The organism is Nocardia sp. NPDC058518 (genome assembly GCF_042719655.1).
Taxonomy (GTDB): Bacteria; Actinomycetota; Actinomycetes; order Mycobacteriales; family Mycobacteriaceae; genus Nocardia.
Window position 1 is genome coordinate 211690 of record NZ_JBHXNJ010000008.1, and the last position, 25036, is coordinate 236725.

Below are 25036 nucleotides of genomic sequence, written 5' to 3' on the forward strand. Positions count from 1 at the left end.
CCGGGTGCTCCGCCGAGACCGGTGGGGTGGACGAAAGCCGCGACCCGCGACGGATGTCCGCCGGGTACACACTCAGAGGAGTCAGAGGACATGGCCTTCTCCGTCCAGATGCCAGCCCTTGGTGAGAGCGTCACCGAGGGCACGGTGACCAGGTGGCTGAAGCAGGAAGGAGACACGGTCGAGGTCGACGAACCGCTGCTCGAAGTCTCCACCGACAAGGTCGACACCGAGATCCCGTCGCCGACCGCGGGCGTGCTCTCCAAGATCGTCGCCCAGGAAGACGACATCGTCGAGGTCGGCGGTGAACTCGGCGTGATCAGCGATGCCGGCGAAACCCCCGCCACCGCACCTGCGCCCGCTTCCGCACCTGCCGCCCCCGAGCCGACCCCGGAACCCGAGCCCGCTCCTGCCGCGCAGGCCCCCGCCGCCGAGGCCCCCGCCCCGGCTGCCGCGCCTGCCGCGTCCGCCGGATCCGGCACGCCCGTGAAGATGCCCGAGCTGGGCGAGTCGGTCACCGAGGGCACCGTTACCCGCTGGCTCAAGGCCGTGGGTGACACCGTCGCCGTCGACGAGCCGCTGCTCGAGGTGTCCACCGACAAGGTCGACACCGAGATCCCTTCGCCGGTCGCGGGCACGCTGCTCGAGATCACGGCGCAGGAAGACGACGTCGTCGATGTGGGTGGTCAGCTGGGTGTGATCGGTAGCGGTCAGCCCGCGGCCGCCGCCCCTGCACCGGCTCCCGCGCCTGCGCCCGAGCCCGCTCCGGCGCCTGAGCCCGCACCGGCTCCCGAGCCTGCCGCGGCGGCTCCGGCGCCCGCGCCGAAGCCCGCTCCGGCACCGGCTCCCAAGCCCGCTCCGGCGCCCGCCCCTGCCGCTGCTTCGGGCAACGGCAGCACTCCGTACGTGACGCCGCTGGTCCGCAAGCTGGCCGACGAGAACAACGTCGACCTGTCGTCCATCACCGGTTCCGGTGTCGGCGGACGCATCCGCAAGCAGGACGTGCTCGCCGCCGCCGAGGCCAAGAAGGCGCCCGCCGCCGCACCGGCTCCGGCTGCTGCCGCCGCACCCGCACCCGCGGCCAAGCAGTCCGTCGCCCCGAAGCTGGCCGCCCTCGTCGGCACCACGCAGAAGGCCAGCCGGATCCGCCAGATCACGGCGACCAAGACGCGCGAATCACTGCAGGCCACCGCGCAGCTGACCCAGGTCCACGAGGCCGACGTCACCAAGATCGCGCATCTGCGCCAGCTCGCGAAGGCCTCGTTCAAGTCGCGTGAGGGCGTCAACCTGACGTACCTGCCGTTCTTCGCGAAGGCCGTCGTCGAGGCGCTCGGTGTGCACCCGAACGTGAACGCGTCCTACAACGAGGACACCAAGGAGATCACCTACCACGCGTCGGTGCACCTGGGTATCGCGGTCGACACCGAGCAGGGTCTGCTCTCGCCGGTCATCCACAACGCCAGCGACCTGTCGCTGGCCGGTCTGGCCCGCGCGATCGCCGACATCGCCAACCGCGCGCGCACCGGTGGGCTCAAGCCGGACGAGCTGTCCGGTGGCACCTTCACCATCACCAATATCGGTAGCGAGGGCGCGCTCTTCGACACCCCGATCCTGGTCCCGCCGCAGGCGGCCATGCTCGGCACCGGCGCGATCGTGAAGCGCCCGGTAGTGGTGACCGACGAGGCCGGTGGCGAGTCCATCGGCGTGCGCTCGATGGTGTACCTGCCGCTCACCTACGATCACCGTCTCATCGACGGTGCCGACGCGGGCCGGTTCGTCTCCACCATCAAGCACCGGCTGGAAGATTCGGCGTTCGAGGCCGATCTCGGTCTGTAGCCGAGGAATTCCATGAAGGTGGTCATCGCCGGTTCGTCCGGCCTGATCGGGACGGCGCTCGTCGCGGCACTACGCCGCGACGGGCACCAGGTCTCCCGTCTGGTGCGGCGCACCCCTGCCGCACCGGATGAATTCGCGTGGGATCCCGCGCGCGCCCAGCTCGACGAGCGGGCGTTGCGCGGGGCCGACGCGGTCGTGAACCTCTGCGGTGCCGGCATCGGCGACAGCCGCTGGACCGGCACGTACAAGCAGTTGTTGCGCGACAGCCGCATCACCCCCACCGACGTACTGGCCACCGCGGTCGCCGCCGCCGGAGTGCCGACGCTGGTCAATGCCAGCGGCGCGCATTACTACGGCGTGGACACCGGTGACGCCATCGTCGACGAGAGCTCCCCTGCCGGAACAGATTTCCTGGCCACGCTGTGCCGGGACTGGGAAGCCGCGACCGAACCGGCAGCAGAGGCGGGCGTGCGCACCGTACTGATCCGCAGCGCCGTGGTGCTGGCCCGCAACGGCGGCCTGCTCAGCAAATTGCACCCCCTGTACTGGGCAGGCCTGGGCGGACGCCTCGGTAGCGGCCGCCAGTACTTCCCGTGGATCTCCCTCGACGACGAGGTCGGCGCCATCGTCTTCGCGCTCACCCACCCCGAGATCTCCGGCCCGATCAACGCCACGGGCCCCGCCCCCGTCACCAACGCGGAGTTCAACCGCGCCCTCGGCCGTGCGCTGCACCGGCCGACCCCGTTCATCATCCCCGGCTTCGCCCTGCAAGCCCTGGTCGGCGAGCTGGCCGACTCGATCCTGCACGGCCCACGCGCCATCCCCTCGGTGCTGGAAGATGCCGGGTACACCTACCAGCACCCGACCATCGGCGCCGCGCTGGCCGCCGCCGTCGGCAGGGGGTGAGCCGATGCTGATCCGCGATGCCGACAAGGCCGACCTCCCCGCCGTGCTGGCCATCCACAACACCAACATCGCCGAGTCGACCGCCATCTGGGACACCGACGAAGTCGACTTGGACGACCGCCTCACCTGGTTCGCCACCCGCACCGCCGCCGCCATGCCGATCCTCGTCGCCGAGATCGACGGCGAGGTCGCCGGCTACGCCTCCTACGGCCAATGGCGTCCCAAATCCGGCTACCGCTTCACCGTCGAGAACTCCGTCTACGTCGACAACCACTTCCAGCGCCGCGGCGTAGCCACCACCCTGCTCACCGAATTGATTGCACGCGCAACAGATTCCGGCCGGGTCCACGCCATGATCGCCGCCATCGAATCCAGCAACACCGCATCCATCACCCTCCACGAACGCTTCGGCTTCCACACCGTCGGCGAACTCCCCGAGGTAGGCCACAAGTTCGGCCGCTGGATGGACCTCACCCTGATGCAGCGCACCTTCCCGGTCGAACCGTGACACCGTCCTTTGGCCTCGCCGGTCCCCCGGCGTAACGTCGCAATGGTGAACGACACGCGCCCCACCGCGTCCGCGCGATTCGATACGACCCCGATCGTGGTCGAGAATCTCGGACTCATCGAATACCACGCCGCCTGGGAGCTGCAACGGCAGATCGCCGATCAGCGCGCCGCAGGCGAAGGCTCCGATCGGCTGCTCCTGCTCGAGCACCCGTCGGTCTACACCGCGGGCCGCCGCACCGAGGCAGAGGATCTGCCGATCGACGGCAGTCCGGTGGTGCAGGTCGACCGCGGCGGCAAGATCACCTGGCACGGTCCCGGCCAGCTGGTCGGCTACCCGATCATCCGCCTCGCCGAGCCTGTCGACGTCGTCCACTACGTCCGGCGCCTGGAGGAAGCACTGATCCAGGTCGTCACCGGGCTGGGCATCACCTGCGGCCGCATCGAAGGCCGGTCCGGGGTGTGGCTGCCCGCCACCGAGCTGTTCGCCGAACGCAAGATCGCCGCGATCGGGGTGCGGGTGCAACGCGGTGTCGCCCTGCACGGCATCTCCCTGAACTGCAATTCCGCCCTCGACGGCTTCCAGGCGATCGTGCCCTGCGGCATCAAGGACGCCGGCGTCACCACCCTGACCCGCGAACTCGGCCGCGAAGTCACCGTCGCCGAACTCGAGCCCCTCGTCGCGGCCGCGATTGTTGCCGCGCTCGACGGCGAAATTCCCGTCACGCCCCATGACATTGATCGCACCACCGCACCGGCGAACCCGCAGGCCCCGAGCGTAGAGTCGGTCCGGTGAGTTCCGTAGACGCCTCTGCCCCCGCCGGACGCAAGCTGCTGCGCATCGAAGCGCGCAACGCGGAGACCCCGATCGAGCGCAAACCCAAGTGGATTCGCACCCGCGCCACCATGGGCCCCGAATACACCGAGCTCAAGAGCCTGGTGAAATCCGAAGGCCTGCACACCGTCTGTGAAGAAGCGGGCTGCCCCAACATCTTCGAATGCTGGGAAGACCGCGAAGCCACCTTCCTCATCGGCGGTGAGCAGTGCACCCGCCGCTGCGACTTCTGCCAGATCGACACCGGCAAGCCCGCCGCCCTCGACCGCGACGAGCCCCGCCGCGTCGCCGAGAGCGTCCAGTCGATGGGCCTGCGCTACTCCACGATCACCGGCGTCGCCCGCGACGACCTCGACGACGGCGGGGCCTGGCTCTACGCCGAGACCGTGCGCGCCATCAAGGCGATCAACCCCGCCACCGGCGTCGAACTGCTCATCCCCGACTTCAACGCCGACCCCGACCAGCTGGCCGAGGTCTTCTCCAGCCGCCCCGAGGTCCTCGCGCACAACCTGGAAACGGTGCCGCGCATCTTCAAGCGCATCCGCCCCGCCTTCCGCTACGAGCGCTCCCTCGCCGTGATCACCGCCGCCCGCGAGGCGGGCCTGGTCACCAAGTCCAACCTCATCCTCGGCATGGGCGAAACCCCCGAAGAGGTCACCGAAGCGATGCGCGACCTCCACGAAGCGGGCTGCGACATCCTCACCATCACCCAGTACCTGCGGCCTTCTCCTCGCCACCACCCCGTCGACCGCTGGGTGAAGCCGGAGGAATTCGTCGAACACTCCAAGGTCGCCGAAGAACTCGGCTTCGCCGGTGTCATGGCAGGCCCCCTGGTCCGCTCCTCGTACCGAGCGGGCCGCCTCTACGCCCAGGCGATGACCCACCACGGCCGCGAGATCCCCGAAGCCATGTCCCACCTCGCCAAGGAAGGCACCGCCTCCCAGGAAGCCAGCTCGGTCCTGGCCCGCTTCGGCAGCTGAAGCGGCGGTGCACCCGGCTAAGCTGGGGAGCATCACTCGTGACGGGCCCTGCAAGGAGACGAGATGGCGATCGATTTCGACGCACTGATGCCACGCCTGCGAGCGCTGTGCGAAAAGTACGACGTCGTCGAACTGTCGGTATTCGGTTCTGTGGCCCGAGGCTCGGATGGGCCGGACAGTGACGTCGACTTGCTCTACCTTCTGAAGCCTGACACCCAGATCGGGCTGGAGTTCTTCGGATTTCAGGAGGAGCTGGAGGACCTCCTCGGCCGCAAGGTTGACGTCGTTCCGAAGAAGTACCTGCACTGGTTCATTCGCGATGCTGTACTGGCGGAAGCGAAGGACCTACATGTCGCGGCGTGAAGACCTGTACCTCGCCGACATCGTCACCGCCTACTACCGAATCGCCTCCTACCTCGGAGACCTCACCTTCGCGGATTTCCAGAAGGACGATCTCCGCCAGGATGGCGTGATCCGCCAGCTTTCGATCATTGGCGAAGCCGCGTCGTCGCTCGCTCCAGCAACCCGTGACGCACAGCCGGAGATTCCATGGAAGCTGGTGCGGGGCATGCGAAACATGCTGGTTCATCAGTACTTCGACGCCGACTTGATCATCGTGTTCAACGCCGCCACGAAGAGCGTGCCGGAACTGGCCGACCGCATCCTGGCGATCCTGGCACAACGCGACCCGGATGAGGCCGAGCGCGTGGTTGCCCAGAAGCCCCCATCGCTAGACTGAGCCTCCCCTAACTAAAATTGTGGAAGGACCTATGTCGAAGTTCGAGAACGTCTCCGTCAGCAAGAAGGCCAACGTCTACTTCGACGGCAAGTGCGTCAGCTACAGCCTCGAGTTGCCCGATGGCGCCTCGGTGTCGGTCGGCGTGATCCAGCCGTCGTCGCTCACCTTCACCACCAGCGCTCCCGAGATCATGGAGCTGGTCGCGGGCCAGGCCAACGTGACATTGGCCGGTACGACCGAGGCCGTCACCTACCGCGCGGGCGAGTCGTTCAAGATCCCCGGTGACAGCTCGTTCGACATCGAGGTCGTCGACACCATGCACTACGTCTGCTACTACGGCTGATGAACCGGAGCCGGGGCGACCAACTCGGTCGCCCCGGTTCGCCGGTCTACTTCACGAGGAACTCGTCCTTGTACAACCGGTTGGGCCGCGGGGCGGTCGCCTCGCTCAATTCCGCCTGAAAGTCGCTCTCACGCTTGGTCCTCGGCCGGTAGCTGCCACCGAAGGTGACCATCACCGACCCGCCGACGCCGGTCGTGCCACGAGCCGAAATCGTCTCCCGGCCCGCGTTGAACACCGTCGCCACATCGCGCCCGTCATTGCCGACCGCGATCTGGCCGTCATGGAAGAACTGCACGAACGTTCCGTTGTCCGCGCCGACGGTCGCGGCGACCGTGTGACCCTTTTCCGGGTCGAGCTCGAACTCCGCGTCGCACTGCTGACGCCGGTCCACAGGTCCGGCGGTTCCGAGGGTGCGCCCGATCCCGAGCAGCACGGTCTCGCCGAGGGCATTGTGCCGCTCGCGACCTTCTTCGGTCCACAGGTGGGTGGTCGACCAAACCTTCACGCGCCCGTCATCGAAAAGCGACACCCGGTCGTCGGTGCCGTTGCTGATCAGATATTTCGCACTGTTGGGGGCCATCTCTCCATCTTCCTCGCTTTCGCGCGCCGAGATAACACGTTCGGGTGAGCTGATCGCCCATCACGCTCTGCGCGCCAGGTCAGAAGCTTTTGTGCGGTACACCGACGGTGAGACCACCGTCCACCACGAACTCCGCGCCGGTCGAGTACGAGGATTCGTCGGATGCCAGATACGCCACCAGCGCCGACACCTCATCCGCCTCGGCTGCCCGCGCGAGCGGAATCTGCAAGAAGTCCGCCGGAATTCCCTCGGTCATCGGCGTGGAGATCAGCCCCGGATGCACCGAGTTCACCCGAATCCCCTGCGGCGCGAGCTCGAGCGCCGCCGACTTGGTGAGTCCACGCACCGCGAACTTCGTCGCCGTGTACCCGTGCAGACCAGGGCTACCCCGCATCCCCTCCACCGAGGAGATGTTCACGATCGACCCGCCGCCGGAATCCTTCATCGCCGGAATCGCCGCCCGCATACCGAGAAACGTGCCGGTCAGATTGATATCGAGGATCCGCTGCCACTCGTCCAGCGCGAAATCCGCCAGCAGATTCCCATTGACGATCCCCGCATTGTTCACCAGCACATGCAGGCCACCGAACTCCTCGACCGCGGCCGCCACGATCGCCGTCCACTGTTCCGGCTCGCGAACATCGAGATGCCGGTACGCCACCGCGTCCCCGAGCTCCTTTGCCACCGTGGCGCCTTCGTCATCGAGCACATCCCCGATGACCACCGAGGCCCCCTCGGCGACAAACCGCCGAGCATGCGCCGCCCCCATCCCCCGCGCCCCACCACTGATCACCGCAACCTTGCCGGCCAAACGTCCCATGTCCGCGTACTCCTTCGTAGAACCGAAACTCCTCACACCGTATGAGGACGGTCCCCTCGAAGGGGCAGTTTAGCTAGAACACGTTCTAATTATTCTCGATGGGCGGCGACGCGCTCACGCGAGCGGGAATCAGCAGGCGATGTTGGCCGCGCCCGACGACTTGAACGAAATGTGCACGTGGTCGTAGTGATTCTGCGTCGGGCTGCCGCGATCCTCCATGTAGGACCAGCCGCCGCCGTCGTTGTAGCGCTGCTGCCAGATCACATAGGTGACGCCGAAGCGCGCCTTGTTGGCCAGCACGAACTCGGCGATCGTATTGCCCAACGCGGCGTTCGATGTCATGACGTCGAGAGCTTGCCCCGCACCGTGGTCACCGTCGTAGCGACCGTGCGCACCACCGATGTCGGCGACCCCGAACATCTTCTGCAGCAGGTTACCGACCTGCGCCACATGCGGCAGGGTCCCGTTGAACTCCGTCCCGCACAGCACCTTGACCTTCAGCGCCGACAATGCCGCCAGCTCGTCATCGGCCCTGACGATCGGCCCTGGCTGCGGCTCATCGTGCGTCGGCGCGGCGGCGATCGGGTCGGGCTCGATGGCCGAGGTCGACAGCGGTTCGACCGAAGCCACTGCCTGGACCTCCGCACCCGGCCGCATCACCATCATCAACATGCCGGGAATAGTCGCCGCGAGACTGCATACGGCCAGCGGCATGCGGCTCTTGGGAGCCGACGGTTTGCGATGCGAAGCAGTCACGATGTAGATCACCAGTCATTGTCGAGAACAGGTCACTGTAAGATTACGAAACGGTCGCGGAAATGTCACGCCCACACGCACACTACACAGTCGGACCAGCATCTATCACCCGACGCGATCCCGCAATCCTTTCGCCGCGTGTCGTTACACCGACGGCCTGTCGCATCTGGTGATCCGCCGCGATCCCGCGCAGGCGGCCCAGTGCGGTCGGGCCGCGTTCCTCTACCCTCCGGCGGCCGGATATACCACCTCTGACGAGCACCGCGCCGAATGTCGGTGCCCCTTGCTACTTTTCGTGCATTCGATCTCCACGAGCTCAGCGAGGACGCATGACCGCCGAAACCACCTATCTCGAACTGTCCGACGACGCGGGCTCCTCGCACAAGTTCTACGAGGTAGTCGTCACCGGAACACATGTCAATATCCGTTACGGCCGCATCGGCGAGCAGGGCCAGTCCAAAGCGAGCTCGTTCACCACCGAGGACAAGGCGAAGTCGGCCGCGCAGAAAAAGATCGGCGAGAAGATGCGCAAGGGCTATGCCCCCGCCGTCATGGGCGCGCGCGAACGCCGCACCGTCACCCGCCGCAGCATCACCAGCCAGCGCTCCACCGCCAAGTCAGCCCCCGTCCTGTGGCGTTTCGACTCCGGTGCCGCCGCCTTCGGCATCTTCGTCGACGATCAGCGCTGCTGGGTCGGCAACGAGGAAGGCGAGGTCTTCACCCTCTCCCCCGCCGGCGTCGTCACCAACCGCTTCAAACTGCCCGACGCGGTGAAATGCATTGTCGCCGACGACTTCTGGATCTACGCGGGCTGCGACGACGGCCGCGTCTACGACCTGTCCGGCAAAGTCCCCCGCGCCGCCTACGACGTCTCCGCCGACGACGTCTATTGGCTCGACATCCATGACGGCATCCTCGCCGCCTCCGACGCCGCGGGTGGCCTGACCGTCATCGACCACGAAGAGGAATCCCTCTGGTCGGCCCGCAGCAAGGGCAATTCCGGCTGGATGGTCCGCGTCGACCCCACCGGCGTCTACCACGGCCACAGCGCCGGCGTCACCAAGTACCACCTGGAAACCGGTCGCTCACAGTGGAATTCGTCCACCCGCGGCGCGGTCCTGTTCGGCTGGCAGGAATCCGGCACCGTCTACGCGGGCACCTCCCACAACCAGGTCGAGGAGATCACCAAGCAGGGCACCGCCACCCGCACCTACCAGTGCGACGCCGCAGTCTTCTCCTGCGCAGCCTCCCCCGACGGCCGCTACGTCTTCGCGGGCGACTCCCACTCCTCGGTCTACTGCTTCGACGCCACCGGCACCCGCCTGTGGAAACTCGCCACCGGCTGCGGCTCCGCCTACTCCATGCAGTACCACGACGAAAAGCTCTACCTGGTCACCACCTCCGGCGCCCTGGCCTGCCTCGATGTCAGCGAATCCGCCATCCGCGACGCCGACCAGGGCGTCCTGCCTACCACCCGCTCGGTGAAAGCCCCCGAATTCTCCGCCGTAGCCCCCAGCACCACCCTCGAACTCACCACCGACGTCGGCACCGGCGTCATCGTCGAATGCCTCCAGCACGGCGACTCCCTGCGCGTCCACGTCATCTCCCCCGGCTACGACCCCGGCTGGAACGTCCAGTTCCCCCGCGACATCCGCCTGGCCGGCGCCCGCTACGTCGTCGACGCCGTCTCCGAATCCGCCCGCGGCGGCTTCTACCGAGTCCGCGGCGACATCCGCCGCCTGGGTTGACCGCCCGATGACACCGCCAGTCACCCATCGACGATGACCTGGACCCCGATCACCGATGCCTCAGACTTCGCCCGCATCCGGGTTCAACGCTGCCAGGGTGACGAAGATCGGCACCGCTGGATCCGCCGCGATCCCCCGCCCGCGCAGAAACGCATCGATCATCCCCCACACCAATTCATGCACCCTGCTCACGAATTCACCGGAATCCGGCTCCGCGTCGCTCAGCCACAGATCGGTCAGCACGATCATCACACCGACGATCGCTCGCGCCAGATATTCGATTCCCTCGGCATCCAAGGGAATCGAATCCGCGACCGCCCGAGCCCTTTCCGCGAAGCGACCCGCCACCGTACCGGCGAGGTCGTACTGACCCGTCACTCCCTCACGGTTCGCACTCGTCTGCGTCAGGAACCGGAAAACGTTGGGGTGGGCCAGAATTCCGACGGCATAGTCGGTGAGCGCACGATCGATAGCGGCACTGGGCGGCTGCAACAGCAGGGTCAGGTCGGTCCCCGTCGCGGCGAACGCCGAGTCGGCGAATCGCGTACCGATGGCCGCGTACAGGTCACCTTTGTCGGTGAACTGCCGATACAGCCGCGGCTTCGTAATCCCGGCCTCGACCGCGAAAGCATCCATGCTCGGATGCGGCCCATCCCGGTCGAGCACCCGGATCGCGGCCTCGACGATGGCATCCCGAGTCACCGGCGGAGGTCGTCGGCTGGCGCGGGTCACGGTCGGCAACGATACACGTACCAGCAGTACGATCGAAGTATTCACGTATTGCCAGTGCAGGGGTCTTTACATGAGACACACCGTACCGGCAGTATCGTTGCTCGTACCGGCAGTACGAACTGCCGGACATCGCATCGAAGGAGACGGTCCGTGTCGGATGCCCTGCGCCAACTCACCGCAACACTCGGCGCCCCACCGCCACCCGACTTCGCCACCCTCACCCCCGACGAGCTGGCACTCCTCGACGACTACGTCCGCGCCGCCCTCGACCACCGCAAGGCCGCCCTCGACGGAGCCCTCGACTCCGGCATGCGCCTGATCCCCCGCCTGGCCCGCCCCGCCGTGAAGAAGGTGCTCGGACTATGACCACAACCCACCACACCACCGTCGAACTGGTCAAACTGGCCCGCGTCCTCGACCGCACCCCCTCCGACCTGGAGTTCCTCGCCACCCTCCCACCTGCGGCCCTGCGCGAATTCCGCGACCAGATCACCGATCTCACCGCCCACCGCGAGGCCCGCCGCATGCAGCGCGTCGGCGCCGCCGCCAAGCTCGTCCCCGCCCCCATCGCCGCCAAGATCACCGAAGCCGCCTTCGGCCCCGTTCTTGCCGCCGCGCTCGCCGGCTCGGTCGACCCATCCCGCGCCGTAGCGATCGCCAGCGCGCTCTCCCCCAGCTTCCTCGCCGACGCCACCCTCACCCTCGACCCCCGCCGAGCAGTCGAACTGATCGCCCAGGTCCCCGGCCCGATGGCAGCAGCCGTCGCCAGCGAATTGATCACCCGCGGCGACTATCTGACGATGGGCAACCTCGCAGGCTCGGTCCCCGACTCGGTCCTACGCGCGGCCCTCCCCCACGCCTCCGACCTCGACATCCTCCAGGTCGGCTATTACCTCGAGGAAACCTCAGCAGCCGACCGCCTCCTCACCGTCGTCACCGACCGCGTCCCCGGTGTCATCCGAGCGACTCATGAAGCTGGCGAATGGCCCAAAGCAATCACCCTGCTCGCCCTCCTAGGCCCCACCGAACGCTCCCGCCTGGCCAACGTCGTAGCCGCCCAAGACGACGAGGTCATCGACGGCCTCCTCACCGCAGTAGAAGAACTCGATGCCTGGGACACCCTCCTCCCCGTAGCAGCAGGAATGGACCCGGAACGGCTACAACGCCTGGCCCAGCGCCCCACCATGCAAAACCCCACCCTCCTCACCAAAATCGCCGACCTGGCCCTAACCCAAAACCTCTGGCTCTCCCTACTCCCCCTAGCCACCCACCTCTCCCCCACCCAACTCCACACCGTCGCCGCCCGAGTAGCCGCGGAACCCGACGACTCCCTTACGACCCTCATAGAACAAGCCCACACCGAAAGTCACTGGCCCACCCTCCTCCCGGTAGCCCTCGCCCTCTCCACCCCCGACCGCAAACGCCTGGCCTCCCTCCCGGTAATGCACCGCCCCGCCTACCTCACCGCCGCGATCGAAGCCACCGCCACCCACAACCTCTGGCCCGAAGCCCTCCCCCTCCTCAACGACCTCCCCACCACAACCCACGACACCCTCGCCACCACCATAAACACCCTCACCGACAACCAATTCCGAGCCGCGGTCCAAGCCGCCCCCGCAGCCGATTGCACCACAACCCTGATACAAATCCTTCTCCGCCAGGACTTCTCCGCTCGATCCCGCTCCCTCACCCTCATCAACGAATCCGACAACCTGGACACCCTTGTCGGCACCATCACCACGCGAGATCCGGCCATCTGGCAAGGCTTGTCCGACATCCGCACAGAAATCCCCGAACAACTCCGCAACCTGCTCGCCGCGCATGCAACTCGATGCGGTCAACCAGAACTCGCGGACAATCTGACTGCCAGCTGATCGTCCGGGGACCTATCAGCGTCCTCGAGACTGTGGAAGTCGTGAAGGACGCTCGTGCGGGACACGCATTGCGGTACAGCGTGTTCCGCAGCGAAGCAGGGCCGGATGCCGACGGCCTTACCCTGACAGCCTCACTGCATCGGGATTGCGCAAAAGCCTGGTCATCGCGGTCGCGCAATCGGGGTTGTCGGCGTTGGAAAAGGAGTCGGATAGGGGACACGCTCGCCAGGGCCCGGCAGCCCGGATCTACGCAGACGCGGGTTCTCGGCAAGACGACATCCGGTCTGAGCGGTGATCGTCACGGTGAGTTGGTTCTTCCGGACAGAGATACGGGCATCGATAGTCCCGAAATAACCCAATCATGAAACCCCAGGTCAGATGCCGTCCTCTTGTGCGCCTATAGGCACATCGAACATAGGGACGCACGTAGGGCGACCATCTGCGCCAGCAACCACCCGGCCGCGGCAAGAGCCGTCAGTCCCGGCCTTCCGATCACCGACGCTCACATAGCCGCAATGGTTGCCACACAAAGCAATTCATCTTTTCCTGGCTCCGCTGCCTGCAACACTCTGGACGACCACCGATCACGCGCTCATCAGCATCTCAGGACGTACAAATGCTAGGTTCTCCGTCCGGCGATGTGAGCCGAGTGCGCCATCCACACCGACCCACACCCCTACACCGACCGCTCCACCAGCCCTGCGCGGACCACCGCGACTCCACATTGACCGGCCGTGCCACCTGCACCATCGCCCTACGCTCGCCCTGTCACACCACGGGCATCCGCACCAGCCGCCAGATTCGACAGCTCTCCACCACCCCCTCCTCACGCGGCCGAACAGCCGCGGACCCGGAGTCGTCAACCGACGCAGGAGGAAGAAGAAGAGATGGACCGGTACTACACAACCGGAAGAGCTGGCTGGAGCATTGAGACAGGACCCACCGTTGAGGACTGACTAGCGCTTCGGCATCGAGCCCTATCCACGCAGCCGGTACGCCGCGAGTCGGGCACGCCGACCGACACAAGGTCGCGTGTACGAAAGAAACGATCTAGTTGACGCACGTTCACACCGTAGGTATTGTCGTGCGTACACAAACAACTTGTCGCACATACACGCGGAGGTACACGGTGATAGCCGCCGACCGGGAGACTCGAGCACCCCGACTTATGGGTGTCGCCGAGGTCGCCGAGTACGCGCGAGTGAGCCGACAGGCGATCTCCAACATGCGGAATCGCGACGACTCCTTCCCCGCGCCAGTCGAGGAGCTGAGGAGCGGTCCGGTGTTCCTCGAGAGCGAGATCAGGGAGTACTTCGAACCACGAGGCGGTTCGGCTGGTCGATCCGCGCCGATGTCGGATTCGGTCGTTCGCCACGTTCCGGCCGAATTCGACCCACTCGACAAGGCCAACCTGGTCGCGAGCGTTGTCAGCGCGCTGTTCTCGGCGCCAGCCCAGCCGCTCGGACAGTTCGAGCCCTTCAACGGTTCCGGCATCTACTGCGTCTACTACTCGGGAGGCGACGAGCTGTACGCTCCGATCGCTGACGGCGATCCGTCCCGCCCGATCTACGTCGGCACAGTCCATGGCCGGACTCGCGCGAGTAGCGAGACTCTGTCGGCATCCAGTTCACCAGCGTTGGCCCGCCGCCTCAGAGGCCATGCCCAGAGCATCGAAGCGGTCGAGCGACACACCACACCCACGATCAAGCACCCGCTGTTCGTTCGAGACTTCTCGTTCAGATGCCTTGTGGTGGACGAGATGTGGGCGGTACCGGCGATCGATTCTGTCATGTCACGGTCCGCGCCGATCTGGAACTCCGTCATCCGCGGATTCGGCGCCCACACCACGGGCAGCAGCCGACGAGCAGTTAAGGCGGCGTGGGACACACTGCATCCCGGGCGCCAGTGGGCCGAGCCATACGAAGACGGATACTCGGTCGAGGAATTGGAGACTCTCGCCCGGAAACACTTCTCACGTTCGCTCGAGACGGGGGTCGGGATATGACGATGGACTGGACCATCGCGGTCGCGATGGTCGGCGTCCCGACCACTCTCGCGGCTCTAGTGCGCGGGAGCATGTTCTTCTACGCGCTGCGCGGAACTCATCCTCAGGACCGACCCGCGATCATTCGTGCCCTCGGGAGGATGCACAAGGACGCCCGTGTCGAACTGCCCGCCGTGGGCCGCCGGATGATGACGACTCCCGCGTCCGGAGTACCGGATTCGATAGGAGACCCGCGATGAGACACCCAATCGGGTGGGCGGCTTCGACAGGACGGTACCAGCCAGCGGCACTGGCTAGCATGGTCGGCCGCTGCCACCAGAAGACCCGATTGATCGCGAGCGACGTTTCCCGACGATCCAACTGCCGAACTTCGCGAACCAGGACGAGGAGCTGATCACGATGACTGACCGAGATGACGACATCGCCACCTACGAGGCTCGCCTCGCGCGAATCTACGCGCCCGAGTTGACATCGCTGAAGAATCGCTTCGACACGGTCGGCGCGATCGTCGACACCGGTGGCGGCTGTACCGCGATCGAGGCGGTCATCGGAACGGTCCCCGGTAGCGGACATCCGCTGCAGCTCGTCGTCACGACCACCGAACCCGGCCTGGCGGAGGATCGAGCTGACATCCTGTACTGGTCCGTCGGCCTCTATGACGGCGACGAAGGTGGCGACACTCTCGCGGATGGCCACGACACCGAGTCGTTTGACGCGGCGGTCGACTCGGCCGTGCGGAATCTGGAGAAGGAGATAGCCCCTACCTTCGACCACCTCCGCGACGGCGAACCCGAGTAAAGGTGCGGCCGCGACGAGTTTTAGGGTCACGCGGACCACGCTCAGTTCGCCGTGAGATCTTCGTGATACACCTCGACAGCTGGGTGCTGCCACTGTAGGCGCGGGTACTGCTCGATCTGCCATTCGATGTGTTCCATGGCCGCCGTGATCAATTCGGTCGGTTCGTGGGCGACTTCGCCGTACGTGCGGCTGCGCCCGTCGTGAACGGTATCCCACTTGGACTTGCCGCTTTTGCGGGTCTTCGCCCCTTGCTCGTGACTGCCGAACCCCGTGAGCTTGCTGTTCCACACCGGCTGGTAACCGACCCTCAGACCGTTCTCACCCAAATCCGCGTGCACGTCCGGCATGAGCAGGGCGCGGAACCGGAACTCCTTGATCGGGAGATCGCCCTCGATGATCGACTTTCGGTGCGAGCGGAGCCGCGAGGAGACAGGACGTGCCGCGCCGACGGTCTTTCCGGTCGCGCTGTTGCTGGACCGCGCCTGTCCCGCGTACACGGGGATCTGGAACTTCGAGAGGGGGCGATACAAGTCGATGCTGTCGCCACGGTAGTACAGCGCGTAGAGGCCGGCGCCGTCGAAGCGCGGGATCTCGTCCTCCATCGAGACCAACGGTTGCCGCTCGAGCATCTCGCAGATCGTGTTGGCGAGCCGGGTCGTCGACAGTGGGTCGAACGACTCGGGCGAGTACTTCGCGTCCACGTTCACCTGCTCGCCCGGGTATCGACATCACGTGGTGGGGACGAGACGCGCATCGGGTGCTTCACTCGTCGACATCCGGCGTGTCCACGGCGGCGTCCTCGGGAAGGGACTCCGGTGTCGCGTCGATGACTTCTCCCGCTCGGTAGTAGCGCCACGCGCTCCTGTACTCCTCGGTTTCCTTGTACATGATCACGTACCCCATCAGGGCTGTGATCTGCCAGCCCTCCGGCAGGGCGGCGGCCACGAGGCGGAATGCCTCGTTCGCGGTGAGATCCGCGCGGGCGACGTCGAGGATGCCCCCACTCGACTGGGATGGGAGCTTCTCGTAGCGGAACACGAAGGGTAGTCCGGACTTCAACGCCCCGAGGAACGTTCCGACCGTCGTCGCGCCCGCTTCGAGGCCGGGCACGGGCACGTCGAGGTTGATCGGGAACTCGACGTCGAAGTGCTTCTCCTTCAGGACCGTCCTGTCCCGCTGCCGTCCGGGATCCTTGTTGCCGAAGCCGTTGTTGTTCCAGGGGACGCCGCCCTTGCCCTTGTAGTGGCTGATCAGCAGCTGTTCCGGCGCCAGGGCGGAGAAGTCCTCGGCGACGTACAGACACGAGAAGGTGACCCTGGTGAGAGGGATGTCGCGGCGGCCGGCGATCTTGCGCAGGTGCTGAATCAACCGGTCACGGAGCGACTTGTCGGCCTTACCGACGTAGACGAACTCGCCGTCGAGATAGAGCTGGTAGACACCAGGGCGTTCGTCGACACCCTCGGTCAGGTTCGCCTCGGTCAGCGGGATGGCGACCAGCGTCGCGAGCGCTGCGGCGAGCTGATCCCCCAGCGCCTTGGTGATGCTGAGCCGGAAGTCGCTGTGATGAGGTCCCCCACCGATCGGCAACATGTGCTGACTCATCTCGGTTGCCCTTCGATCACGATAACGAGAGAACTCTATGGACTCGACTTCTGTCAATCGGACTCACCACGTCCGGAACCATTCCTGTCCGACCCCCGCGGTATGGTTCGCCCATGGATGACCAGCCGGGAAACGTGACCAGGACACGGACCAGCGTCGAGTTGTTCGCCGGTGGTGGCGGACTCGCGATGGCCGTTCATCGGGCCGGCTTCCGGCCCTTGCTGTTCAACGAGTTCAACAAGCGTGCCTGCCAGACTCTCGTCGCCAGCGCTCGCAAGACCCTGGGCACCGACGGCTTGGTCGAGATCGAGGACATTCGACCGAAGCCACCTGCGGTGGGGCAACCCGCGCCTCTCTACCCGGCTGACGTCCAGGACCTCGATCTCACCGCTTTCCGCGGGGAGGTCGACGTCCTCGCAGGTGGGCCGCCGTGCCAGCCGTTCAGCGCCGGTGGTGTCGCCAAGGGCGACGAGGACAAGCGCAATATGTTCCCGGCGATGTTCGAGGCGATACGCCAGGTACGCCCGAAGGCTGTCATCTGCGAGAACGTCCGCGGGCTCCTCCGACCCTCGTTCGCTGACTACTTCCAATACATCGTCAACGAACTACGGCTCCCCCACCAGCAACGCGTTGACTCGACGCGCTGGCAGGACCACGACGCGGAACTGCGGCGGATCCTCGCCACCCTCCCTGACAACGATACTGACGCCGAGCACTACAAGGTCGTCGTGGTACCCGTCAACGCCGCCGACTACGGCGTCCCGCAGATCCGTAACCGCGTCGTCATCGTCGCGTTCCGGGCAGACCTCGGCGTCGATGTCGAGGCGTTCGAGAAGCTCGTCAAGACACCCCGATACTCCGAGGCCGCGCTGTTCCGCTCGATCAGGAACGGCGACTACTGGCGACGACACCCCGACGTTCCGGCGCATGTGCGGGCCCGAGTCGAGGAACGCATACCTCGGGTCGTGAAAGAGGACGACTGCCTCCCCTGGCGTACGCTGCGCGACGCCATCGCCGGATGCGGCACCGACGCCACCCTGCCGAAGCTGCCCGCGGTCGATCTGAAGCGACTCGACGAGAAGTTCGACTTCGGCGACAAGATCGGTGTCCAGCATCACATCGGGTGGCCTGGCGCGCGAATCTACAAGGGCCACACCCCGAACGAACTCGACCGCCCCGCGAAGACGGTCAAGGCCGGAGTCCACGGCGTGCCTGGTGGCGAATCGGTCATGCTCCTAGACGAACGCGACCGCGACCCCGAATCGCCCGACGGCTGGACCTACCGACACCGCTACATGACCGTGCGCGAGACCGCCCGCGTGATGACCTTCCCCGACGAATGGCTCGGCTCCGGACCCCGCGGCGAGCAGATGCGTCAGCTCGGCAACGCCGTCCCGGTCGTACTGGGTCAGTTTTTCGCTTCGGCTGTCGCCGACGCCCTCACCGCTGCGGAGGCGACGGAGCCCGACGCCAGCGACACGCTCGTCTCGACCCGCTGAACATGCGCGAGCGGGCTGACGAACACGGCTGGAATCAGCACCTACCGTCAGCGCGGGCATACAAACGGCGCGCGGGAGCCGTGGCCCCGACAATCGAGCAGGACCGCGCTGCCGGCGGCCGTCACTGTCGGAGCGTCGATCTCGGGGACGGGCGCGTGGCGCGCGCGTCGGTCTCGCTCCGGGTCTATCGACGTACTCGCCGGATCCGCGCGTACCTGCGGTGGTCGTGTGATGGCAAATCCGTGGAACGGTACATCTGCGAGGTCACTCGCGACTCCCGCAAAGAGAATCTGGCACAGGCATGGCGAGAAGCCCACGCCCAGAAGCTAGCTGGTGACGCGCCGCTACCTTCCGAGTCGAGCGCGTCATCTCCCGCCGTGCGCGCGGTGATGCGCGCGAACCGCAGACGCGACACTGGACCGGAGATGGCGCTGCGGAAGGAACTCTATAGCCGCGGCCTTCGCTACCGGGTTGATGCCAGACCGCTAGCGGGACTTCGCCGTACAGCTGACATCGTCTTCACCACCGATCGCGTAGCCATCTTCGTCGACGGCTGCTTCTGGCATGGTTGTCCATCACATCATCGCCCAGCGATCAAGAACTCGGACTTCTGGCGCCGAAAGATCAACGCCAATCAGGACCGGGACCGCGATACGTCTACCAAGCTCCACGAAGCCGGTTGGACGGTCATCCGGGTATGGGAGCACGAGGATCCACAGCCGGTGGCCGAGCGAATCGAGGCCGTGGTTCTCGGCCATCGTCGACTATCCGATCGGTAGTCGAGCGAGAAGTCGGTTGAATGGGACACGAAAGTCCCACTCGCGGGCGCTTCCGCTCATGGCTGGTATCCACCCGTATACCCGCGACGGGTGTTCCCCTGACAAACGTCTGGCCACCTCGTTCTGCAACAGCACCCGAGCACTACTGAAACAACTTCGAACACCGACAGCCCCGCCCCGAAACTGCAGGCTCGAATGTTCTTTCGTTTCAGCACACCAAGACTTCACCCGCCAAGCCCTCAGCGCCGCGCAGGGGGTTTTCGTATGCGGAGGCGGAGAAGCGGGATATCCCTGAGGTTTTCGCTTCATTTGCCCAGTCTTTCGGGTTCCGCCGAACCCCCGGAGCTGTGGAGCTCCACGGTGCGGTGACGACCGCACCGGCGGAGGAGACAGGATGCCCTGAGGGGCACTGTGACTCGTCGACCTGTCCGCCGCGACCGAGTCGAGGAGCGGGCCGTCGGCAAAGTCGACCTAATCGAGCTCCACGCGACAGCCACGAGGGCGCTCCGTAAGGTCAACTGGGATGACCGTCGCGAACCGCTGAGCGCCGAAGAAGTGAGCTGCATTATCGACGCCCTAGGCCACCCAGCTTCGGAGGGGTTGGCCGTGAACAGCTGCGCGATCTGAGCCCAGTCGACCTCGTACGAGCTACCGGTAACGGTCGGAGGACTGCTGCCGTAATGCTGCCGCCAGAAGTCCCAGAACGATCGCGTGGAAATCCGCCGAAGCGACATCCGCTACGACGAGCAGGGCCTTCCGGGGTCCGCCCCGCCCCCACTCCCCTGACACTAGGCACACTTCGTCCCCGGAGTCCCAGCGATCGAAGCGGTACCGCGGAGAGCATGGACAAACGAGTGGATCCCGGGACCTCGCGGACCCGATACCGGGAAAGAGTAAGTGACTCAACGCCTTAACAGCCCAAAGCGTCTACAACCTGTCGGTGCCCACGTATAAGCTCCGATCCCAGCGGCGCGTCTCCATGAGGGAGGACACCGCCGGTGACCACCGCGATCCCGCGGGTCCACGGTCGTCACCGCCTACCCAAAGGACAGTTGGAGGGCCGAAGAGCCGTGAAGATAACCCCGTCCGCCCGTGTGCTGCGCATGCTGGGCGAGATCGAGTTCGACGAATGGCAATGCATCGCGGAGCTGGTGGACAACTCCTTCGACGACTTCACCGAGATCCGCCGCACAGACATCCCGTGGGTAGGCGGATACCACGTGAGCGTCCTCCTACCCAGCTCCCCCAGTGGGGAGCTGGTGGTGGAGGACACCGGTAGGGGGATGGACCGCGAGCGGCTGGAACGCGCAGTGCGGGCGGGTTGGTCCGGCAACGACATGCACGACAAGCTCGGACTCTTCGGCATGGGTTTCAACGTCGCGACCGCGCGGCTCGGAAGGCGGACCAGGGTTCTCACCACCCGACAGGGGGATCCCGAATGGATCGGAGTCGACATCGACCTCGACCGCATCGACGACGACTTCGAGGCTGAGGATCTCACCGAGCCCAAGGCCGATCCGAACGAGCACGGCACCCGGATCATCGTCAGTCGTCTCAACCCCGGTCGCGCCGAATGGCTCCGGAAGAACGGAGCCCATCTGCGAAACCACCTCGGCGGGGTCTACTCGTGGATCCTCGAGAACACACCATTCGATCTGACCGTCGGAGGAACCAGGGTCAAACCCGTCCGGCATTGCAGGTGGGGCGATGAGCGAGCCGTCGTCTACAACCGGAAGGAGCGGATCCCTGCCTACATCCCGATCGACAAAAGGCTCGAGGATGGGCTCGCGTGCGCCGACTGCGGTCAATGGCAACTCCCGGGCAGGATGGCTTGCGAGAGCTGCGGCGGTGACCGACTCCAGGTTCGCGAACGGCGGGTGCACGGGTGGCTGGGCATCCAGCGTCACCTCGACCGTAAGGAGTACGGGGTCGATTTCCTTCGCAACGGTCGGAAGATCCTCCGTTGGGACAAGCGGATATTCACCTGGCGTAATCCCGACGGGGAGGTCGGCAACGAGGAGGTCGAGTACCCAATCGAGATGGCCCATCAGGGCGGCCGGATCATCGGCGAGATCCACTTGGACCACGTGCCGGTCACGTACCAGAAGAACGCGTTCGAGTACGACGACCGTAGCTGGAAGTCCGCGATCGAGCTCCTCCGGGGGCAGGGTCCGTTGCTGCCACAACGAGCCAAAGACGCCGGATACGTCTCGGAGAACGTGAGCCCGCTCGCTCTACTCGTGAAGGGTTACCGACGAAACGACGCCGGCGAGCGGTGCCTCATCCCTGGTGACGCCAACGGCAAGGGACCGATCCACGTTGAGACCCGATCCTGGGGGCGCGAATTCCAGAGCGGCAATCCCGAATACCAGACGGACGCAATGTGGTGGCAGGCCGTTGTTGACTTCGAGGAGGCAAAGCGCGGCGGCAAACGCGCAAACGCGACGGCGAGCACACCTGATACCGCCGACGAGGCAGCCGTCCTCGATGCGCTTGGCCTAACCGGCATGTTGGGCGACATCACGAACGGTCCGGGTTCGACCACGGCACCCGACGCGGCCCAACATCCACGTCCCAACGCCACCGGACCGACGGTTCATCGGGAGACCAAACAGGAGAGGGTCGCGCGCTACGAGGCCGACTCGACTCCCTACCCGACACTCAGCAAGGATTTCGGCCACCCGGCGATCGGATTCGCGCAAATCGACGCCCGCCGGATCGCGAAGGGGATACTCGAGGACGACCACGGGAACCCCACTCCGATCCTCATGGATCGGCGGCGCGGGATGAACTTCGCCGCGTACATCGACACCGAACACGAGGTCTTCAAGCGGTTCGGGGTGGATTCGTCCGAGCTCCTGATCGCGGAAGTCGCTGCGTTGCTCAGGGTTCAGGCTGATCTCAGCTGGAGTCACTCGCGGACAATCGCCGAGATCCGCGCGACGTCCCTACCCGACACTGCCCTGGACGCGAACCTCATTCGAACGGAGGCGCAAGAACTCCTACAGGAGATACGGCGACGGATGGCCGCCGCGCTGGACCGGACGGGCGAGCCTGCCCGCGCGTTCGAACTCCTCACACCCGACGAGTTGACCACCGCCGAGACCGCGATGATCGCCGACGGTAAGGCCGCCCGCACGAGCGACCTCGGGACCAACGGGGATTTCCTCCTCTATGTCCCCGCGTTGTTCCTCACCCGCTTGCTGGAGCAATGGCCGGAGGCGTTCTTGGACGACAAGGTGTTCCAGGGCCTCTACGCTGGCGTCGCCTCTCTCGGTGCTCGTCGACTCAGCGTCGCGAGGACCGTCGGATACCTGGCTGATGTCGCCACCCACGCCAGCTACCCGGTCGCGAGCACGCCTAGACAGTTGGAGCGCACGCGGTTGAGCGTCCACCTACTCGCCGACGAGCTGTCGGAGGCGACATGAGCGCGGTCTTCTTGACAGCGGATGAACTGCTGCGTGGAGGCCCGACCGGACTGACGCACGCGGTCGAACGCGCGCTGTGGCACCTCGGGTTCGCGGATGTCCGATTGATTGACGGCGCTGGCGACAACGGCGCGGACCTGCTCGCAGTACGCGACCGTGAGCAGTGGGTGTTCCAATGCAAATGGAAGGCCAGCGGGCGGGTGGACCGATGCGGCATCGACGATCTGGAGCGAGCGCGGGTGCGCTACCGCGCAGACAAGTCGGTGTTGGCTACCAACACCGACGTCAACCACACCGCACGGGAGCGCCGGCAGGCATTAAGTGGAGTTGGCATCGACATCACGGTGTGGGACGGCGCGACGCTCGCCGCGATCGGCGCGCGCATGCCGACGAGTGTGCCCAGCCCCTACGCGTTGCGCCCCTATCAATCAGCTGCCGCCGACGCTGTCGAGGAGACCCTCTATGAACGGGGGTCCGCTCTCCTGGTGCTCGCCACGGGTCTGGGCAAGACCGTCGTCGGCGGCGAGGTGATCCGGCGCCACCTCAGTGCGAACCCCGAAGCACGCGTCCTCGTGGTCGCCCACATGAAGGAGCTCGTGGGGCAGCTAGAGAAGGCGCTCTGGCGTCATGTCCCCAAAGAGGTGCCGACCCGCCTGTTGACAGGAGAGAGCAACCCGGGTGGACTAGACGGCGTTCTCGTCGGAACCGTCGAGTCCGTACTACGGGTCGCTCGCCTTGGCTACCGTCCCGATCTCATCATGATCGACGAGACCCACCATGTCGCCGAGACCGGACAGTTTGCCGAGTTGCTGGATATTTGCGATTCAGCGCGGCAATTCGGCGTGACCGCCACTCCATGGCGCGGCGACAAGTTCGACATCACGGCGCGTTTCGGTGCCCCGTGCTTCAGGATGGGTATCGCGGAGGGGATGTCCGCCGGGTACCTCGCCGCGGTCGATTATCGTATCCTCGTCGACAACATCGACTGGGACACCGTAAGGAACGCCAGTTCACACGGGTATTCGATCAAGGATCTGAACAGATCCTTGTTTCTGCCGCAGAGGGACGAGGAGATCGTCGAGCACCTTCGCTCGGCGTGGCGAGATACACACGACCCGAGAGCGATCGTCTTCTGCCAAACCAAGGAACACGCCGAGCACGTCGCCCGGTTGCTCGCCAGTGCGGATTCCGCCTGGGGCAACGCCACATTCCTCCACAGCGGACTCTCGCGGCAGCGACGTCAGATCCTGCTAAACGAGTTCCGACTCGGCCGAGTGCCGCTGATCACCTGTGTAGACGTGTTTAACGAGGGCGTCGACGTGCCCGACGTCAACCTCATCGCGTTCCTCAGGGTCACCCACAGTCGCCGAATCTTCGTTCAACAACTCGGTCGCGGTCTGCGGCTCAGTCCTGGCAAAGAGGCGTTGCGCGTGCTCGACTTCGTCACTGACATCCGCCGAATCGCGGCCACCCTCGACCTTCGCCGAGCACTCGACGCGACCGAGACCGAGCACCTAGACCTCCGAAGGTCCCACGGCTCCCACATCGAGTTCAGCGACGAGACCATCGGCACCTTGATGGACCACTGGATCCGCGACGCCGCAGACCTGGAAACCGCCGCGGACGACGTCCACCTTCAATTCCCCGACACGACAGGAATCCAATGAGCAGGAGCTTCCCTATACCAGCGAACATCGAGATGGAGGTCGTCCGACTCATCTATGCCGAAGGCGGCGAGGAGGCCCGCAACCTCAAGGACATTGAGAGGACACAGCTCTACCAGAGTTGGACCAGCGACAAGAGGATCGGCGGTCGACTACTACCGTTCCTCGGCACTGACGACAACATCCGCGTGTGGATCAAGAACGGCCCAATGAAGGAACTCAGCCGCGCTCGGTCGGGCGTGGGCAAGTACAAGGACTTGGTGGCGAACCCCACCGCGAGCGTGGACCTGCTCGTCGAGAAGGCGTTAGGCGCCGGTTGGACCGTGAACGCCGACAGCCTGCAGGTGAAACCACTGCGAGTGTTGATCCAACGCGAGGACGACGAGGCGGACGAGCGATGGTTCGCTTGGGGGCCGGGCCGTGACTTCAAGCACCTTGTCTGGGCGGAGATCAAGACGCGGGCGGGTTTCGACCAGCACCCGTGGGTGCTCTGCCTCGTTGACACCTTCGCCAATCGCCCCAGATCCGAGGACGAGGCCTTCAATCAACGAATCGCCGACCGGCTCGGATTGATCGTCCGACACGTCACGGACAGTTGAAGGACGTCG

The 25036-nt window shown here is 65.6% G+C and carries 25 protein-coding genes; 19 read left to right on the forward strand and 6 right to left on the reverse strand.

Annotation, left to right across the window (positions count from 1 at the left end):
* Positions 1-90 precede the first annotated feature (90 nt).
* The 8 genes from sucB to ACFWPX_RS17100 all read left to right on the forward strand — a co-directional run bounded on the left by sucB (position 91) and on the right by ACFWPX_RS17100 (position 6143).
* Positions 91-1833, forward strand: coding sequence for a 2-oxoglutarate dehydrogenase, E2 component, dihydrolipoamide succinyltransferase (sucB, locus tag ACFWPX_RS17065; RefSeq protein WP_378928171.1), 1743 nt, complete (start codon positions 91-93; stop codon positions 1831-1833).
* Between the two features lie 12 nt (positions 1834-1845).
* Positions 1846-2739 (forward strand): TIGR01777 family oxidoreductase, encoded by an 894-nt coding sequence (locus ACFWPX_RS17070; RefSeq protein WP_378928172.1) that lies wholly within the window; start codon positions 1846-1848, stop codon positions 2737-2739.
* 4 nt (positions 2740-2743) lie between these two features.
* A complete protein-coding gene (locus tag ACFWPX_RS17075; protein WP_378921041.1) occupies positions 2744-3247 on the forward strand; it encodes a GNAT family N-acetyltransferase in 504 nt (167 codons plus the stop codon).
* A 42-nt stretch (positions 3248-3289) separates the two neighbouring features.
* On the forward strand, positions 3290-4042 hold the full coding sequence (lipB, locus tag ACFWPX_RS17080) for a lipoyl(octanoyl) transferase LipB (protein ID WP_378928173.1): 753 nt from the start codon (positions 3290-3292) through the stop codon (positions 4040-4042).
* A complete protein-coding gene (lipA, locus tag ACFWPX_RS17085; protein WP_378921045.1) occupies positions 4039-5061 on the forward strand; it encodes a lipoyl synthase in 1023 nt (340 codons plus the stop codon). Before lipB ends, lipA begins: the two co-directional genes overlap by 4 nt.
* A 63-nt stretch (positions 5062-5124) precedes the next feature.
* Positions 5125-5424, forward strand: a complete 300-nt coding sequence (locus ACFWPX_RS17090) for a nucleotidyltransferase family protein (RefSeq protein ID WP_378928174.1) — start codon at positions 5125-5127, stop codon at positions 5422-5424.
* Complete coding sequence (locus ACFWPX_RS17095; protein WP_378928175.1) at positions 5411-5800, forward strand: DUF86 domain-containing protein; 390 nt, start codon at positions 5411-5413, stop codon at positions 5798-5800. Before ACFWPX_RS17090 ends, ACFWPX_RS17095 begins: the two co-directional genes overlap by 14 nt.
* Positions 5801-5831: 31 nt before the next feature.
* Complete coding sequence (locus tag ACFWPX_RS17100) at positions 5832-6143, forward strand: pyrimidine/purine nucleoside phosphorylase (protein WP_378928176.1); 312 nt, start codon at positions 5832-5834, stop codon at positions 6141-6143.
* Between the two features lie 46 nt (positions 6144-6189).
* Here ACFWPX_RS17100 and ACFWPX_RS17105 read toward each other — a convergent pair whose 3' ends face one another.
* The 3 genes from ACFWPX_RS17105 to ACFWPX_RS17115 all read right to left on the reverse strand — a co-directional run bounded on the left by ACFWPX_RS17105 (position 6190) and on the right by ACFWPX_RS17115 (position 8206).
* Entirely contained in the window at positions 6190-6723 is a 534-nt protein-coding gene (locus ACFWPX_RS17105) for a hypothetical protein (RefSeq protein ID WP_378921048.1), read from the reverse strand.
* 79 nt (positions 6724-6802) lie between these two features.
* The gene (locus tag ACFWPX_RS17110; RefSeq protein ID WP_378921050.1) at positions 6803-7543 is read right to left on the reverse strand and encodes a glucose 1-dehydrogenase; all 741 of its coding nucleotides are present in this window, start codon (positions 7541-7543) and stop codon (positions 6803-6805) included.
* 129 nt (positions 7544-7672) lie between these two features.
* Positions 7673-8206 (reverse strand): hypothetical protein, encoded by a 534-nt coding sequence (locus tag ACFWPX_RS17115; protein WP_378928227.1) that lies wholly within the window; start codon positions 8204-8206, stop codon positions 7673-7675.
* Between the two features lie 422 nt (positions 8207-8628).
* On the opposite strand from ACFWPX_RS17115, the gene ACFWPX_RS17120 reads away from it, so the two are divergent.
* Positions 8629-10047, forward strand: a complete 1419-nt coding sequence (locus ACFWPX_RS17120; protein WP_378928177.1) for a WGR domain-containing protein — start codon at positions 8629-8631, stop codon at positions 10045-10047.
* A gap of 60 nt (positions 10048-10107) precedes the next feature.
* On the opposite strand, the gene ACFWPX_RS17125 is transcribed toward ACFWPX_RS17120, so the two are convergent.
* A complete protein-coding gene (locus ACFWPX_RS17125) occupies positions 10108-10779 on the reverse strand; it encodes a TetR/AcrR family transcriptional regulator (protein WP_378928179.1) in 672 nt (223 codons plus the stop codon).
* 150 nt (positions 10780-10929) lie between these two features.
* Between ACFWPX_RS17125 and ACFWPX_RS17130 the strand changes: the two genes are divergently transcribed.
* The 5 genes from ACFWPX_RS17130 (at position 10930) to ACFWPX_RS17150 (ending at position 15456) form a co-directional block, all read left to right on the forward strand.
* A complete protein-coding gene (locus ACFWPX_RS17130) occupies positions 10930-11145 on the forward strand; it encodes a hypothetical protein (protein ID WP_378928180.1) in 216 nt (71 codons plus the stop codon).
* Positions 11142-12653, forward strand: a complete 1512-nt coding sequence (locus tag ACFWPX_RS17135) for a hypothetical protein (protein WP_378928181.1) — start codon at positions 11142-11144, stop codon at positions 12651-12653. The genes ACFWPX_RS17130 and ACFWPX_RS17135 overlap by 4 nt, the downstream gene beginning before the upstream one ends.
* Positions 12654-13821: 1168 nt before the next feature.
* Positions 13822-14658 carry an Eco29kI family restriction endonuclease gene (locus ACFWPX_RS17140; protein WP_378928182.1) on the forward strand — a complete coding sequence of 279 codons (837 nt, stop codon included), beginning with the start codon at positions 13822-13824 and terminating at the stop codon, positions 14656-14658.
* A gap of 2 nt (positions 14659-14660) precedes the next feature.
* Entirely contained in the window at positions 14661-14897 is a 237-nt protein-coding gene (locus ACFWPX_RS17145; protein WP_378928183.1) for a hypothetical protein, read from the forward strand.
* Positions 14898-15057: 160 nt separating this feature from the next.
* A complete protein-coding gene (locus tag ACFWPX_RS17150) occupies positions 15058-15456 on the forward strand; it encodes a hypothetical protein (RefSeq protein WP_378928184.1) in 399 nt (132 codons plus the stop codon).
* Between the two features lie 41 nt (positions 15457-15497).
* On the opposite strand, the gene ACFWPX_RS17155 is transcribed toward ACFWPX_RS17150, so the two are convergent.
* Together ACFWPX_RS17155 and ACFWPX_RS17160 are read right to left on the reverse strand one after the other, a co-directional pair.
* Positions 15498-16163 (reverse strand): Eco29kI family restriction endonuclease, encoded by a 666-nt coding sequence (locus ACFWPX_RS17155; protein ID WP_378928186.1) that lies wholly within the window; start codon positions 16161-16163, stop codon positions 15498-15500.
* 55 nt (positions 16164-16218) lie between these two features.
* A complete protein-coding gene (locus ACFWPX_RS17160; RefSeq protein ID WP_378928188.1) occupies positions 16219-17058 on the reverse strand; it encodes a GIY-YIG nuclease family protein in 840 nt (279 codons plus the stop codon).
* 113 nt (positions 17059-17171) lie between these two features.
* On the opposite strand from ACFWPX_RS17160, the gene ACFWPX_RS17165 reads away from it, so the two are divergent.
* The 5 genes from ACFWPX_RS17165 (at position 17172) to ACFWPX_RS17185 (ending at position 25027) form a co-directional block, all read left to right on the forward strand.
* A complete protein-coding gene (locus ACFWPX_RS17165; protein ID WP_378928189.1) occupies positions 17172-18557 on the forward strand; it encodes a DNA cytosine methyltransferase in 1386 nt (461 codons plus the stop codon).
* A gap of 155 nt (positions 18558-18712) precedes the next feature.
* Complete coding sequence (locus ACFWPX_RS17170) at positions 18713-19336, forward strand: very short patch repair endonuclease (protein WP_378928190.1); 624 nt, start codon at positions 18713-18715, stop codon at positions 19334-19336.
* A 998-nt stretch (positions 19337-20334) separates the two neighbouring features.
* A complete protein-coding gene (locus ACFWPX_RS17175) occupies positions 20335-22764 on the forward strand; it encodes an ATP-binding protein (RefSeq protein WP_378928191.1) in 2430 nt (809 codons plus the stop codon).
* On the forward strand, positions 22761-24431 hold the full coding sequence (locus ACFWPX_RS17180) for a DEAD/DEAH box helicase family protein (RefSeq protein ID WP_378928192.1): 1671 nt from the start codon (positions 22761-22763) through the stop codon (positions 24429-24431). Before ACFWPX_RS17175 ends, ACFWPX_RS17180 begins: the two co-directional genes overlap by 4 nt.
* The gene (locus ACFWPX_RS17185) at positions 24428-25027 is read left to right on the forward strand and encodes a hypothetical protein (protein WP_378928193.1); all 600 of its coding nucleotides are present in this window, start codon (positions 24428-24430) and stop codon (positions 25025-25027) included. Before ACFWPX_RS17180 ends, ACFWPX_RS17185 begins: the two co-directional genes overlap by 4 nt.
* Positions 25028-25036 lie beyond the last annotated feature (9 nt).

Coding starts and splice junctions, on each gene's coding strand:
- lipB (WP_378928173.1), top strand. CDS start 3,290: ATGGTGAACGACACGCGCCCCACCGCGTCCGCGCGATTCGATACGACC.
- ACFWPX_RS17070 (WP_378928172.1), top strand. CDS start 1,846: ATGAAGGTGGTCATCGCCGGTTCGTCCGGCCTGATCGGGACGGCGCTC.
- ACFWPX_RS17160 (WP_378928188.1), bottom strand. CDS start 17,058: ATGAGTCAGCACATGTTGCCGATCGGTGGGGGACCTCATCACAGCGAC.
- ACFWPX_RS17140 (WP_378928182.1), top strand. CDS start 13,822: ATGGGTGTCGCCGAGGTCGCCGAGTACGCGCGAGTGAGCCGACAGGCG.
- ACFWPX_RS17105 (WP_378921048.1), bottom strand. CDS start 6,723: ATGGCCCCCAACAGTGCGAAATATCTGATCAGCAACGGCACCGACGAC.
- ACFWPX_RS17180 (WP_378928192.1), top strand. CDS start 22,761: ATGAGCGCGGTCTTCTTGACAGCGGATGAACTGCTGCGTGGAGGCCCG.
- ACFWPX_RS17135 (WP_378928181.1), top strand. CDS start 11,142: ATGACCACAACCCACCACACCACCGTCGAACTGGTCAAACTGGCCCGC.
- ACFWPX_RS17120 (WP_378928177.1), top strand. CDS start 8,629: ATGACCGCCGAAACCACCTATCTCGAACTGTCCGACGACGCGGGCTCC.
- ACFWPX_RS17090 (WP_378928174.1), top strand. CDS start 5,125: ATGGCGATCGATTTCGACGCACTGATGCCACGCCTGCGAGCGCTGTGC.
- ACFWPX_RS17150 (WP_378928184.1), top strand. CDS start 15,058: ATGACTGACCGAGATGACGACATCGCCACCTACGAGGCTCGCCTCGCG.
- ACFWPX_RS17100 (WP_378928176.1), top strand. CDS start 5,832: ATGTCGAAGTTCGAGAACGTCTCCGTCAGCAAGAAGGCCAACGTCTAC.
- ACFWPX_RS17115 (WP_378928227.1), bottom strand. CDS start 8,206: ATGGTGATGCGGCCGGGTGCGGAGGTCCAGGCAGTGGCTTCGGTCGAA.
- ACFWPX_RS17145 (WP_378928183.1), top strand. CDS start 14,661: ATGGACTGGACCATCGCGGTCGCGATGGTCGGCGTCCCGACCACTCTC.
- sucB (WP_378928171.1), top strand. CDS start 91: ATGGCCTTCTCCGTCCAGATGCCAGCCCTTGGTGAGAGCGTCACCGAG.
- ACFWPX_RS17075 (WP_378921041.1), top strand. CDS start 2,744: ATGCTGATCCGCGATGCCGACAAGGCCGACCTCCCCGCCGTGCTGGCC.
- ACFWPX_RS17095 (WP_378928175.1), top strand. CDS start 5,411: ATGTCGCGGCGTGAAGACCTGTACCTCGCCGACATCGTCACCGCCTAC.
- ACFWPX_RS17185 (WP_378928193.1), top strand. CDS start 24,428: ATGAGCAGGAGCTTCCCTATACCAGCGAACATCGAGATGGAGGTCGTC.
- ACFWPX_RS17110 (WP_378921050.1), bottom strand. CDS start 7,543: ATGGGACGTTTGGCCGGCAAGGTTGCGGTGATCAGTGGTGGGGCGCGG.
- ACFWPX_RS17165 (WP_378928189.1), top strand. CDS start 17,172: ATGGATGACCAGCCGGGAAACGTGACCAGGACACGGACCAGCGTCGAG.